Source organism: Aquimarina spinulae, assembly GCF_943373825.1.
GTDB classification, from domain to species: Bacteria; Bacteroidota; Bacteroidia; order Flavobacteriales; family Flavobacteriaceae; genus Aquimarina; species Aquimarina spinulae.
On the sequence record NZ_CALSBP010000003.1, the window covers coordinates 376,650 to 390,619 of the forward strand.

11 protein-coding genes are annotated in these 13,970 nt (G+C 28.5%); 1 reads left to right on the forward strand and 10 read right to left on the reverse strand.

The window, feature by feature from the left end; translation table 11 throughout:
* Positions 1-188 precede the first annotated feature (188 nt).
* Genes NNH57_RS24380 through NNH57_RS24405 form a run of 6 tightly spaced genes read right to left on the reverse strand, consistent with a single transcriptional unit; the run spans position 189 to position 6,708 of the window.
* The gene (locus NNH57_RS24380; protein ID WP_132066111.1) at positions 189-608 is read right to left on the reverse strand and encodes a hypothetical protein; all 420 of its coding nucleotides are present in this window, start codon (positions 606-608) and stop codon (positions 189-191) included.
* The gene (locus NNH57_RS24385; protein WP_108807557.1) at positions 598-1,680 is read right to left on the reverse strand and encodes a hypothetical protein; all 1,083 of its coding nucleotides are present in this window, start codon (positions 1,678-1,680) and stop codon (positions 598-600) included. The genes NNH57_RS24380 and NNH57_RS24385 overlap by 11 nt, the downstream gene beginning before the upstream one ends.
* A complete protein-coding gene (locus tag NNH57_RS24390; RefSeq protein ID WP_108807556.1) occupies positions 1,680-3,413 on the reverse strand; it encodes a restriction system-associated AAA family ATPase in 1,734 nt (577 codons plus the stop codon). The genes NNH57_RS24385 and NNH57_RS24390 overlap by 1 nt, the downstream gene beginning before the upstream one ends.
* Positions 3,410-4,885, reverse strand: a complete 1,476-nt coding sequence (locus NNH57_RS24395; RefSeq protein WP_108807555.1) for a restriction endonuclease subunit S — start codon at positions 4,883-4,885, stop codon at positions 3,410-3,412. Before NNH57_RS24395 ends, NNH57_RS24390 begins: the two co-directional genes overlap by 4 nt.
* The gene (locus NNH57_RS24400) at positions 4,885-6,492 is read right to left on the reverse strand and encodes a class I SAM-dependent DNA methyltransferase (protein ID WP_108807554.1); all 1,608 of its coding nucleotides are present in this window, start codon (positions 6,490-6,492) and stop codon (positions 4,885-4,887) included. The genes NNH57_RS24395 and NNH57_RS24400 overlap by 1 nt, the downstream gene beginning before the upstream one ends.
* Positions 6,493-6,708 carry a helix-turn-helix domain-containing protein gene (locus NNH57_RS24405; protein ID WP_108807553.1) on the reverse strand — a complete coding sequence of 72 codons (216 nt, stop codon included), beginning with the start codon at positions 6,706-6,708 and terminating at the stop codon, positions 6,493-6,495.
* A gap of 137 nt (positions 6,709-6,845) precedes the next feature.
* Here NNH57_RS24405 and NNH57_RS24410 point away from each other — a divergent pair, with 137 nt between their 5' ends.
* On the forward strand, positions 6,846-7,040 hold the full coding sequence (locus tag NNH57_RS24410) for a hypothetical protein (protein ID WP_108807552.1): 195 nt from the start codon (positions 6,846-6,848) through the stop codon (positions 7,038-7,040).
* Between the two features lie 971 nt (positions 7,041-8,011).
* Here NNH57_RS24410 and NNH57_RS24415 read toward each other — a convergent pair.
* The 4 genes from NNH57_RS24415 to NNH57_RS24430 form a co-directional block, all read right to left on the reverse strand.
* Positions 8,012-9,439: a UvrD-helicase domain-containing protein gene (locus NNH57_RS24415; RefSeq protein WP_108807551.1), complete on the reverse strand. Its 1,428-nt coding sequence runs from the start codon at positions 9,437-9,439 to the stop codon at positions 8,012-8,014.
* Positions 9,432-11,108 (reverse strand): ATP-dependent nuclease, encoded by a 1,677-nt coding sequence (locus tag NNH57_RS24420; RefSeq protein WP_108807550.1) that lies wholly within the window; start codon positions 11,106-11,108, stop codon positions 9,432-9,434. The genes NNH57_RS24415 and NNH57_RS24420 overlap by 8 nt, the downstream gene beginning before the upstream one ends.
* Positions 11,109-11,175: 67 nt before the next feature.
* Entirely contained in the window at positions 11,176-12,357 is a 1,182-nt protein-coding gene (locus NNH57_RS24425) for a reverse transcriptase family protein (protein ID WP_108807549.1), read from the reverse strand.
* A gap of 188 nt (positions 12,358-12,545) precedes the next feature.
* Positions 12,546-13,847 carry a phosphoribosyltransferase-like protein gene (locus NNH57_RS24430; protein ID WP_108807548.1) on the reverse strand — a complete coding sequence of 434 codons (1,302 nt, stop codon included), beginning with the start codon at positions 13,845-13,847 and terminating at the stop codon, positions 12,546-12,548.
* Positions 13,848-13,970: the final 123 nt, after the last annotated feature.

The window sequence follows — 13,970 nt, forward strand, 5'->3', positions numbered from 1 at the left end:
ACATTGTAACGTTTTAAGACTGCCTAGAACTTGCTTTAAACCTTAGTATTATTAAGAATATGTATTGCTAGCCCTCTAAAATATGCACGCTCATTCACCTATTGTTTTAACCAAAGTTTTCTGAGGCCGTTTTGCCGACGCTCCGTCTGGGTAAAAACACACACTCTATTTTACATAATATTATAAAACTAAACTTTTAGTTTATTAACCATATTGTTTAAAGCATACTTTTCAAGTTCTTCTATGGTTTTGCTTGATATTTTAATCTCCCAATTAGATAAACTGGGCACTAAACTTACATCGTTATTTATAAAGAAATTGTTATTGGAATCTTGTAATTCTTTAGATGTAATGAGATACACAACTCTTGGTTGTTTTTCCAGGATTAAAACTAAAGCGATAAACAAGTTATCGTTTAGTTCTCTTAAATCTTGTTTTGCGATTTTAATACTTTGCTGTATTGTATCTAAATCTAGTGGTTGTAGGTATATGTGATGGTTTCCTATTAAAAAATCAACCCCTTCCCTCCCATCATTTTTGGCGGTTAATTCTAGGTTATGATTTTTAAATTCTGATTTAAAAAAATGTTCTACAAATTTATACTCCAACCTTTTTATTTTTATTAAATATATAATCTCCTGAAACTTCTTCAAAGGCATCAATTAAAGAAGAAAATGATTTCATTTTATTTAAAAAAGGAGATTTTAAAAACCCCAGATGTTTATTTGAATCGTCCTCAATAATCTCCTCAAAAGCTTCATTATAATTATTAATTCTTGGTTTTCTATACCGTTGTCGAACATCATTTAACCAATTACCTCTATTATTGGCTACTTGCCCAAAATACCTAGTTTTAATTCCAAATATTGAATCCCACGAATCAATTTTATCATTATCGATATTGAAACTAACTTTGATATGCTTTTTATCCAAGTTATCTTCATTATTCCGTTTAATAATGACTTCTTTAAAGCTATCTTTAGTTACATCTAAATCAACATTAATTTCTGGATGATTGGTGTCTAAAGGATAAAACACTTGTTTTTCTTCTTTTAAAATATCTGTTTCACCTTTATAGGAGGAATTACAAACATCACATAATGGAATTAAATTATCAAAATTAATCGCGGAAAATGGATAATGTTTTAAGGGTAAATAATGATCAAAAGCTGAATGTCCTGGATCATATATAGTTTTTATTTGACCATAACCGCAACAAGGACAAAACTTGAAATCATTATAAGTTATCAAATCATCATAATACGATTTTTTACTTCCATAGTTTGATTTTATATGCTCCCAACTTAATAGTTTTTTGTATAATTCTTTGAAAAATGGAACTATAATATTTTCTAGTTTAGTATTTAAAAGATCTAATTGTTTTCTGTTATTTGGATTGTCACATAAATTTTTTATGTCATTATTCGTTGAGAAACAATTTAAAAGTGTTACTTTTTCCTCTAAAGTTAAATCCTTTGAAACTGTATATATATCTTCAATTGATGTTTTAAACCAATCAGATTTTGGATTATCATATAAAAGTTTCAATTCATCTGTCAGCTTATCGTAGCAATTATTTTCGTCTGCTTTACACCAAACATCTGTTACTAAATATTCTATGAGCTTTTGAGCTCCAAATATTTTATGTTCAGGTTGTATTTGCTGATAAGTCTTTAGCATTATTTCTTTTTTAATTCATTCAGTTGAGCAAACAGTAATATTTTTTCCATCGAATCACCTAAATGATTTGTTCTGTTCTTATATGCAATCACTTCTTCCTCTGTTAGGCTTTCAAAGTTCTCTATTTCTTTTTCTATTTTCTCTATTTCACTTCTGGAAAAATCTCCTATTGTATTATTCTTTTTAAAAATATTTTCCATAATAATATCTATCGAAGTACCAAAAGTTCTAAAGTTTGTTGTTTTTGCATTCTTTGGCTGTTCTCCTTTTTTAAAAACAATCACTTTATCTGGAAAACAATCTGAAATTATGAATGGAGAATGAGATGTAATTAAAATATCTCTCATTAAGTTATTACTATTACTAGCTTCTAAGCAAGCTTTTAAAGTGCTTATAAATTTAGATCTCCAATCTGGATTGAAGTGTGTTTCGGGTTCATCTAATAATAGTAAAGCACTTTTGCCTTTTAGCATTAAACAAATTCCTAAAGAATGCAAAAATTGTTGCTCACCATCAGATAAGTTTTTCATTAACAATTTAATTGTTTCTCCTTCTTTATTAATTCTCTTTTCTATTTTAAATTCTTCAAAATAAAATACCTTTTGCTCAGGTGCTGGTCTTGGAAGTTTCCAATCTGTATAAAAACCTTCTGATTCATATACGTCTTCCTTATGGTTTTGCTCAGCAATCCTATAATTTAAAGTGTAAAGTATTTGGAAAGTTTGAAACAAAGAATAGATATCATTATTAAAATGCTTTTTGAAAGCATCTTTTGTCTTATCATTTATCCAAAAATCTAGCGTAAGAGTTTCTTTTCTTTTGAAACAAGAAGTAGCACAACTTTTTAATGCTTCAATTTTAGGCCAAAATTCTTCTAGTAAACCATATTTTTCACCTTCTTTTTCTATACTATGTAGATGTAAAGTAATTCTAAAGCTTTTAACACCAATAATATCTAAGTGTTCATCTAACGGTTGCAGAACTGCATCTTCTTGTAAAAGAAAATTAGATAATAAAACAGCTTGACTCATTTCATAGTCAATGTAAACAAGATTACTCTCAGGAGTTTTATACACTTCTTTTGGGATACTCTGACAGTATTCGTCATAATTAAGTAACCGAGTTTTTAAAAAAGGAATACTTAATACTTCATTTTCTCCCGAAGAATAACCAATAACCAAATCAGGTAAGTATTGTTTTGAACTCGCTTGCAACCCATCTTTTGCAATAATACTTGGTGTTGCTATTATAGTATTATCTGTAGATAAATCATAAATATTAATTTTGGGAATTTCATCATCTTTTTTAGAAATTTCTACTCTTACCATATTAGAAGTGATATAATCACTCTTTTTTATGTTAGTAGCTACGATGCCATCCTCTTTTATATATTCTGTATCAAGGACATCAAATTTTGATTTAGGAACGATATAATATTCTAATTCATAAGCATTAGGAAATCCTTTTTCTGCTCTAAATATTTCTTTTTTAAAATATTCTGGTTGATTTACATTTGCACAACACTCTAAATGATAAAAAATGTTTGCAAGAGCTTCTAAAACATTTGATTTTCCGCTTCCATTTAAACCTGCAAAGCAAAATGGATGAAATGCTTCCCAACTTACAGTTTCTTCTTCATAAAAAGGATCTCTAAAGTTTAACTCAAAAGGTTTTTGCCCCTTTCTACTAAGACTATTAAATTGAGTATTAATTTTTAAACGTAGTAATTTCATAAAGCCTTTTTAAGTTTTATTTCTTTACCATCTAAATACTGTTCTATACTCCCATCTTCTAATAATAAAAACAGACTTTCCAAAGCCAAATTATATTTTTCTATATCAGAAAAAAGCTCTTTCTTTTTATCTTTTTTAAGCCAGTTTATTAGATACTGTATACGTTGTCCCTTTTTAAAATCTTCAACTTTAAAATCTTGAATAATATTCTCGAATAATTTTTCCTCGTCTATTTCTTCCTCTATGCTGAATGCATTGTGTAAAGTAACTTCAAATAGGTTTTCTAATAGCTCTAAAGATTGTTGATATTTTTGTTTTTGAGATGTTACTTCCAAAAATTTTCTTTCAAATTGCTCTTGAAGTTTATTTGAAGGTATATTTACTTTAACATCTCCTAATACTTTTAGACTTAGGTTATTTTGATTCCCTCCCTTTCCTAAACTTCTTAAATATGAATAAGAATATTTAAACTGATGTAATAGATATAATGGGGATATTATCTTATTTGGAAATATAATAGCACAAGCTTGGTTACAAGAAGCTTCAGTATTTAAAATTGCCACTTTACCCCTCGTTGAACCTTGTCCATACATAGCAATAAGAATTGAGTTTTTAGGATAAACTTTTGCTGTAGTTTTCTGAAGTGCTAATTCGGTAATATATTCGTCAGTTTTCTCAATAAATACGGAATTAATATCTGTTGACTTGACCCAAGGTATTGTACCATTAAAATACATTGATTCTTTTCTACTAGGTGTAATTCCAGATTTCAACGAAAACCTTTTATCAGAAAGTTTTATTTGATCAAACTTTTTTTCATTTAAAACTGGATCACCAAACATTTCTAAAAACACAGATCTTATATACTTGTCCAATAACCCAATAGTTTTAATTCTTTTATCAATTAACTCTTGAATTTTAGATAATTGAGCGACTATAACTGATTGATCTGACTTTGGAGGTAAATCGATTTCTACATCTAAGTACCTTCCTAATTTTAAATTGTAAATACCAGTTGTTTGGTTCTGATACTTTTTTACTTTATTTATTTGATATAAATATCTAAATTGATATAATAAATATTCTGGAATTACAATACCTTCTTTGACACGTAACACAGACAAAAAGTTACTGCATAAGTAAATATCATCATCACTTTCAAAAAGAACAACCCTACCTACAGGAGTTTTTGGACCACCTCCAGATTTTTCAATAATTAAATCTTTATGTTTTAATTGTTTATTTTCAATCTTATTCTCATCTGCTATCCATATATCTCCACTTTCGGTTTTTTTCTTTTTAAGAATTGCTCTTTGAGTAATATTCGAATAATCTATTTTCCCTGTGGGTAAAAAATTTGCAGTTCTTATAACATTAACGATACCATTACCTAGAGGACTTTCTGATTCTTCCTTGCCCCATTCTCCTAGAATAGGCTTAAGAACAAGGTCTTTTAGTTTAATAGTATTCATTAACTTAATTCTTTTAATCCTTCAGAAATAGATTTTTCCAGCACTTTAATTTCTTTTAAAATGTCAACAGAAGGTCTGAAATCTTGTTTTTCATATACAAACTCTTTATATAAGTTAAAATTTAACTCAAAATCATTTTCTTCAATTTCACTAAATGGTATTTTAAAATGCTGTAGTTTTTTATCATCTTGAGGCTTATTTTCTCGATGTTCCCATTCTTCTAAAACCACAGGTAAGGGCTTTTCTTTTAGCTCTTTTCTATTAGAATCTAGAGAATATCCATCTGATTCCATACCATAAAACCAAACATCTATATTTTGAGGCTTATCAAATCCATTTTTAAACTTACGTTTCTTAAAAATTAGTATAGATGTTTTGACAGCTGTATAAGGCTGAAAAACACCACTTGGCAAGGAAATTACGCCTTCTAAATCACAATCAGTCATTAATACTTTTCTAGTCGTTTTATGCGCTCCTCCTGAATTAAATAAAACCCCTTCTGGTACAATTACACAAGCCTTTCCTCCTTCTTCTAGCATATATGCCATACGTTCCAAAAACAATAATTCTGATTGTACAGTCTGTTTTTTTCGGTTTTTATCTTTATCATATTTAGGTGGATAAGCTCTATCCAAATTTGTTGATACAGTTTGACTATTTATCTTACCTGTAAAAGGCGGATTTGCTAATATGTATTTATATTGCCCTTGTAGTTTGCTATTTTGTATGGATTTTTCACTATTCTCATCAAAATCTTCATTTAGTTGTTCGGCTATCAATTTTTCATATCCTAAAGAAAGTGTGTCACAATCTTCTATATTTGGATGAGTTATACCGTGCATCATTAGGTTCATCATTCCAATTCGAACCATTGTTTGATCTATGTCAAATCCATAAAATGTAGACTCTTTTAATTTTTTAAGCTTATCCTTATTAGCTTTTTTATTGAATAATTCCCCATCCGTTCCTTTTGGTAAACCATCTACAGGATCAACTGTTATATTTTTAGAATATTTGGTGAGTATATGTTGGTAAGCTCCTACCAAAAATCCAGCTGAGCCACTTGCTAGGTCGCATATTTTACCATCTATATCTGGGTTTAAAATTGCAGACATTAGATGAATAATATGCCTAGGAGTTCTAAATTGTCCATTTTTACCTGCTTCACTCGTATGCTTTAGTAAATACTCATACAAATCTCCTTGTATATCTTGAAAATGTTGTTTTTTATCATCTATTTCCCTGTCTATTTCTAAATATATTTCATCAATATATTGAATAGCATCCTTAGCTAATGAAGCTGGTTTATCTGTAAGTGTAAAAGTAGCTTTCTTCATAGCTCTTGCAAAAGGTTCATCTTCTTCGGCTAAACTATTTTGTATATAGGAAAAAACACTGTTGAGTTTTGTTATTAGTGCTTTACCTGATAAATGATGATACTTACTCCATTTATATTCGTCAGAAAGATCTTTTTTAAAGACTTCCAAACGTTTCATAAAAAGTAAATATGAAATGTTTTCAATAGCAGTAATTGGATTTGCTAAACCTCCTGACCAAAGTCTATCCCAAAGTGCTTGTACTTTATTTTTTATATTTTGATTTTGCATTTATTCTTTCAATTTTAAATCTTTACACACTTCATTAAATACTTCACAAGGATTTACATCAATAGCTAGCGCTATTAAATACAATTCATCTGCTCTCAGTTTGGTTTTATTGTTATTAGCCAACTCACTAAGTCTAGTTTTACTAATTCCTGTTTTACGAGATACATCTGATCTGTTTACAGATTTCCTTGATAAATAGAGTCCTAAATCAGTCATTTTTGTCCGTTTTTATGAATATAAATCTACATAATCAGATATTTTATTCCGATTTTCTAAACAATTAATTTTTATTTTATCCGAATTATGATATATTTGTTCTGATAATCGGAATATTTAATCTTAAAACAAGAACAATGCCAAGGCCAAAATATACAAAAGCAGATTTAGAACAAGTAGTATATACTCAACTTGACAATTTGAATGCAATCCACGATTTACTAAGAGTTATGAAACTTCAAAATGAGTTAATAGAAAATGCCAATAAGAAGCTTAAAGATGAGATTATTGATTTTAAAAAGAGAGTAAATTATTCAACAGGCAAGAAATAAACCCATTCCATACACATTTTGCCTCCTCTCCTCTGCCCTTTCAGCAAAAAGAGTATTCCATTACATTTTTAAAGAAACATTTGAGAATAAAAAAATCAAAAAAAGATATTGCTTGTAAAAGCTTTTTACCAAAGCAAAGTTACATAACGCAGAACATTATAGTACAAATATAATATATGAGTAAAACGGCGGATAGAACTTTTTCTGTTCTATTTTACATAGATGCAGATATAGCGCCTTTAGGTCTATATCGTCAGCATTTATGTAACAGCCGTTTTACGACCAAGGTTTCATTAATATTCGTAGCTATAATGTAATACTATGTAAAATATCCCAGGATAATTCTATTTCATAGTAATCGTAGCTACTTGGGTCATTAAAAATTATTTTAAGGCGTTTATGATTAAACCTTACGTTTAACATTTGTAGCTATAATTTGCCGCTATGTAAAATTGCCGCGCCCAACCGCTTTATTGTTTTGTAAACAAAAATGCTCAATGCATTTTTCTCTACACACAATTTGCCAACGCTTGGCCACACCAAAAAAAAGCAAACACTTTTGGTAGTTTATAAATCCCGTATTTGATTAATCATACGTAAAAAAAGTTTTTATGAGATTCTCGTGACGTTCCCGCATAAGCATAAAATTACTCTGACGAGATAATTTCTATGCACATGCTGTATACAGAGCTTTGATTTAACCTTTTTAAATAATGCTTATCTTTTTTTCTTGATAAAAAAAGAAACAAAAAAATCAAGGCTGCACAAAACTTTGGAAACAATCACAGCGCAGTCGCTATATTTTAGAAAGCATTCTAACTTATAAGATTGCTTAGAACTAGAATGAATATGTGTAGCTTTGATTAAAACTTAGCACTAGACCTCTAAAATATTGACGCTCCTTTGCCTATTGTTTAAGCCAAAGTTTTCTGAGGCCGTTAGCAAAATTGAGTTTCTATTTTACATAATGTTTAATATGGATTAAGAACCGGATTCGTAGTAATAACTATTAATCTTTTTGAAGCTCTAGTTAAAGCCACATAAAGATGCTTCGGACAATTAAAGCTATGAGCATTTAAAATTACGACAGTATCGAATTCTAATCCTTTAGTTAATAATGTTGTACCTATACAATTTCCATAAATTTTCTTACCCATTCTACGAGTTTTGTTCCTTCTATTAACCATTGATTCATATACAGTAATATCATTAAAATGAGCATCTAGTAAAGCATCAATTATAGATTTTAACAATTCTTTCCTGTAACAAGGAATGTTTAATGAATTTTTAATTATTTCTAAAGAATCTGAAATTATTAGAAATGATTTATTAGACTTTAAAGTTTCAAAATTTGCTTTTAACGGAGCTATTAACGTCTTCTCTTCCTCTCCCCTTTTAGCTTTAACACCATTATCTGTTAGCCATTTTCTAATCTCTGTTTTCTTAAAAACTGAAAGGCTTAATTTAATTATTATTGAAGTAATATTATCTGTATTTGCATTATCGATTTCTTTAGAGAATTTATAGAAATCTTTATTGTCAATTGACTCTAATAATGAAAAATTATTATTAAACTTTCTTATCATAGAGAGCCTCGGATTTATGGAAGTTGAATCTGGATGCATTAATAATGGGTTATCTTTACTAATAACGGTCCACATAAATCTTGAATATTTATTCGCTTTAAAACCTGATAATTCATTTTCATTGAAAACATGTGTTTCAATAGATTCATAAATTCTTAAGTCTATATTCTCTTTATTAAGTAATTTTTTCCTTATTGCTTTTAAATCGTCACCAAGATCTTTTCTGCTATTATTGTACCATCTCCATGGAGTTTCTAATTTAAAAAGATTTGAGTTGAATTCTTTCATTGATTTATGGTTAAAATCTACAAGATTTCCATTATTGAAATCAAAAATTCCTTGTAAATGATCTCCAAGAATTCTTGTTGGTAATAGATTGGAAAGAGAAAGAATTAATTTATGTTGCTCAACTGTACAGTCTTGGTATTCATCTACAAACAATCCGCTATAAGTTGAAGAAATTACCTCAATAATTGGTTTTAACTTAATAATATTTGCAGCTTCTTTAATTATAAATGGATAATAAGCATTTGAATCTTCTTGGTCAGGAATTTCATCTTTATTTATATAAAATGAGAGAACATATTTTTGAGCAAAACTAGTTATAGTTTCTACGTTAAAATTATGATTGGCAATTTGAGCTTTTTTTAACTTTTCTTTAATTGATGAAACTCCAGCATGAGTATGTGTCAAAATTAACTGCCTCCCTTTTGTGTTTTTTAAAGATTCGGAAATAGAGTGTGTTTTACCATATCCAGCTGGGGCAATAAGCAAGCTTTTTCGTTTTGAAACAAAATTCTGAACATCAAACATTATCTATCCAATTTGAGAGTTTAGTAACTTGTTTTCCAATATGAGTTTCGCCTATTTTATCAATATGATTGAATAAAATACTTCCAATCTTTTCGCCATGATCCATTCTTTTAAACCATTCCTTTTTTAATGCAACTTTCCCCAAAACAATTCGCATTTTTGCATCTTCAGTTTTAATCCATTGATTAAGATCACCCTTATAAATCTCAATAAATTTTGCATCAACACTATCTTTGATACTATTTAGCGTTTTTAATTCAATTGCATAAAGTACCATTTCTTGAATTGCATTCCATGGCAACTCCTTAAACATTTGGTTTTCTATAGCATTTTCATCTTCACAATCAATAATGGTAACTCCTATATCTTTCAACCCTTGTTTCTTATCATTAATATTTGGGTCATCAGAATCGCAGAATGCACAAACTTTATAACCACATTCTACAAAATCTTTGCAATAATTAATAAATGCGGAACCTGTTCCATCAACTAATCGAACTCCTTTAAGCGAAATATTATCTTTTCCATCAAAGAGTCTTTTATTATTTAAAGCTCTACAAAAACCAACTTCAGTGGCTCCTTCACACACGACAACCTTATCAGAGAAAAAAGCTTCAGGGTTTTTTCTAACTGTACCTTGCATGGACTCTTTAAGTTTCCTTAAGCTTTTTTCGTTTTTAATTATTTTATATAAATTATTTACATCTAGTTCAACTATAACATCTCTTGAATGCGTGGTAATAAATATTTGACCAGTATTTTCTGATTTTAATGTTTTAGCAAGATGTTGTGCTCTATCTGGTTCTAGACCTTGCTCAATTTCATCGATTAATACAATCCCTCCAGATTTAGCTAGTTCCGCTTGAATCGCAATAGAGATTAACCTTTTTGAACCTTTTCCTTTCAGTCTAAAGGGAACGTTTTCATCATATAAGGAAAATCTACCTTCAGAAAGTGAAATATTCTTTAAGTCTAAATTTGTAGAAACTTTAGAAACATCAATTCCAAAAGTTTTAGAACTAGTAATAATTTTTTTTAAAACGTTTTCGAATTCTTTAAAATCTTTTTTATCTAATTCATTCTTAACATTTCTCATTGATTCGATTAAGACATCAGCAATACTACTTTCTTTATCGTCTAATTTAAACAGAGCTTTTAATGGACTCCTTTTATCCCAAGAAAAATGATTATCTATATAATCAGAAATTTGAAACATATTTAAACTACTTCTTTCTGATGAAGAAATTTCTATTGGATCTTGTCTATTATTTATTATAAACCATTTGGGTTCTAAACTTTTTTCAACTATTAATTTTAAGGTTAATACTACCTCTAAATCATCTTCAATTTCATCCTTAATTGTGTCATCAGTTTTATCTAACCCCCGTATGTATAGTCCAAATTTACTTTCTTGGATTAATTTTTTTGGTAAGTCATATAAGGATACTTCAATTTCTATAGGTGTCGAAACATTACAATTATGAAAATCAGTATCCTTTATGGTTAAATTCCAATTTGGATTTAACACATAGGAAATAGCTTCTAAAATTGTACTTTTTCCGGAATCACCTCGACCAATAATACAAACGAAATCATTTAATCCAAATACTTGTTCAAATGAATCTATTCCTCTAAAATTATTGATTTTAAGGGTATGTATTTTTGCCATATTTTGACATAATAAGTTTGTGAATAAAAGTTTATTTTGAGTAAAAGTGGTTTGTCTATATCATTGTTTATAATATAGTCCAATCTATCTTATTAAACTCAGATAACATTTTTTTTCCTGCTATTTTGTTTATTGAACTTATAAAGCAAATATGTCCATATAACCAATCTTGAAATGCCATAATATCAGGATTTTTTTTATTGTCCTTTGCCCATTTAATCAAATGATTTCTAGGTCCAAATTTTTTTGCATAGTATAAATGTTGAAAAATGTTCTTTCTATATTTTTTAGAAACATTTACTCCATTTGTTACTGTTAAACCAGTTACATATTGTTTTCCTCCTGCTTTAAATAATTTTGTCTTCTTTTGGTTAACAAAAAAACCTTCTTCCTTTACTATCTCTTTTATAAAACTAATGGATGGCAAACTATTAAAATTATTCGAAGAAAATGTTAAGTCATCTGCATATCTTGTGTATTCGAAATCTCTTATTTGACCAAGTTTTACAAAACGTTTATCCATTCTATTTGCTACAATATTTGCCAACGTTGGGCTTGTTGGAGCTCCTTGAGGTAGTATTGCAGGTTTATTTTCAATTAACGTTTTTAATATTTTTGCACTATCTCCTGAAATTGAATTCCAAAAATCACGACTATGCTTAGCAGTACAAATCCTAGCTAATGCGAAAGAAAGATTTTCTACATATCCCATAGCTTTAAAGAGACCAAAAATTCTTTCTTCTGAAATAGTATCATAGAATTTTAGTAGGTCTATTTTCAAAATATACTTTTTTCTTTCATGTGGTTTTGCATTATCATATATAGAACGCCCTTTTCTAAAACTTGTACAGTTATCTGTTAATTGATATTTTAAAAGAATATTTATATAAATCCATTTTTGGATATACTTTAATTCCCCTTGTGGAGCCATTATTTCTCTATATCCTCCAGTTCTTTTTTTGATTTTAAACTTTTTATAATACCTATAACGTCCCTGATCAAAATAATCCACCTTACTTCTTACCACTATCTTTTCTTCACCATCATAGAAATAGTATGTGTCTCCGATTAATTCATTTAAAAAACTTGTTTGTATTCCAATTTCTTGTGCTAGATGATGAATAGAAAACAATACTGGATAACCTCTATTATTTAGCTTATTTAGATAAGCTAAACATAACTCTATAAAAGGTTCCGAATGGCCTTGATTTCTGGCAGATATAGCAAAAGTTTCAGGAGAATAAATCATAAAAGTTACTTTAATCTTGAATGTAAGCAGTAGCTATTAAACTAAGGTAACTGCTTTAATTATGGTGAATTAAACAAGGAACTTACGATAAACTCTTGGCGAGTAATTAAAGCAGTTACCTTAATTTAATAAAAGTCACCTCAATGCTTCTCGGTGAACTACACCGAGAACCTTTAAAAAAGGAAATACTAACTCTTATCTATTCCCCCAAAACTTATAGGTATATATTGGTTCTTTTTCATGTTGAAATTCTCAGGTTTATCTTGGCGAAATTTCAACTGTCTTGCCTTAGTTTCCAATTTATTCAAAAAAAGAGTCCCCAAGGCAGTTAAAACATTATTTAAATCTAAATATTTCTTTTTCCGTAACGTAGAATAGATTTCTTCTAATTCTGTTTGGGTAATACCTAGTAATTGACATGTCATAATATCATTGTACATATCTTTTTTTAATTTCATAATTGCAATATTGGAAAAATCTAGCTTCTTATTATACTTTCTTTTTAAGCCATCTAAATTATATGTGTCGTTTACAAAACGATCTAATTGTAATCTATTCAAAATCCCTAAATAAAAACTTATATCTTTTTTAAACATCTTAGCCTCCTGCATTCTTTTTGTTGCCCATCTAGGATATAAAGGATACCAAACTTGTGTTCTTTCACCTACTTTTTGTTTTTCTCCCCAAATAATTGGTAGAGTATTATTTGGTGTGCCATGGTCAAAAGCTATTAAAGCACCTGATTTCCCATAACCCCAAGGTTTAAATTCTTCAGCAGAAGTGTAAATATCTTTTCCATACTTATAATTTATTTTTTTTAATCGATACTCATTTTTGAATATTTTGAATATGGGGTTTTGACCATTAAAAACATTCTCTCTCCTCTCTGCAAAAACGTTAATACTTTTTTGTAACTCTTTATCAATATTCGTTTCACCTTGTTTCATAATAATTACAGATAACAAATACACATTACTGATTCCTTTATTTTTTATCCATTTCTTATAGATATCATTATAAGCCGTTATAAAAGAATCTCCACTTCCCACAAAATCATCTATAAAAACAATATGAGTATTTTTATCAACTGTTTCATCTTTAAAATTAAAAGAATATGAAAAGTGTTTTCTATATGTAGTTTTCCTACGTTTATTAGATGCGTGTTTAAAAGCGGTTGTGTTTTTTAAAGGGTAAGTCACCAAAAAACTACTTTTACCATAATCTCCAAAAGGAATAAATAAAATACGATCCGTTAGAGGGATATGTTTTAATAATTTATCTAATTGTTCTCCTAATCGATACTGCATTTCAATAAAAGGAATGTATTCAAAAGCTAATATTAAATCTTGAATAAGAGGGATATCTTCTTTTTCAAAATTTTCGAGCCACTTAATTAGTTTGAATGGTGTAATCGAATATTTTAATCTAGGCAATAAATTCTCCATTTTCTTTACTAGAGATTTGTCTATTTTAAGATTTGTTTTTGCCAAAGAATAATTTATTTTAGAATGTAAAATAATTCATGAATAGTGAACTTCTATTATCAAAAATTTTCAACAAAGAATAATTGTAAAAATGTAAGTTAATTACCTTGACAATTTAGGAATAAATAT

Coding starts and splice junctions, on each gene's coding strand:
- NNH57_RS24425 (WP_108807549.1), bottom strand. CDS start 12,357: ATGATTTATTCTCCTGAAACTTTTGCTATATCTGCCAGAAATCAAGGC.
- NNH57_RS24395 (WP_108807555.1), bottom strand. CDS start 4,885: ATGAATACTATTAAACTAAAAGACCTTGTTCTTAAGCCTATTCTAGGA.
- NNH57_RS24415 (WP_108807551.1), bottom strand. CDS start 9,439: ATGTTTGATGTTCAGAATTTTGTTTCAAAACGAAAAAGCTTGCTTATT.
- NNH57_RS24390 (WP_108807556.1), bottom strand. CDS start 3,413: ATGAAATTACTACGTTTAAAAATTAATACTCAATTTAATAGTCTTAGT.
- NNH57_RS24420 (WP_108807550.1), bottom strand. CDS start 11,108: ATGGCAAAAATACATACCCTTAAAATCAATAATTTTAGAGGAATAGAT.
- NNH57_RS24405 (WP_108807553.1), bottom strand. CDS start 6,708: ATGACTGATTTAGGACTCTATTTATCAAGGAAATCTGTAAACAGATCA.
- NNH57_RS24400 (WP_108807554.1), bottom strand. CDS start 6,492: ATGCAAAATCAAAATATAAAAAATAAAGTACAAGCACTTTGGGATAGA.
- NNH57_RS24410 (WP_108807552.1), top strand. CDS start 6,846: ATGCCAAGGCCAAAATATACAAAAGCAGATTTAGAACAAGTAGTATAT.
- NNH57_RS24385 (WP_108807557.1), bottom strand. CDS start 1,680: ATGCTAAAGACTTATCAGCAAATACAACCTGAACATAAAATATTTGGA.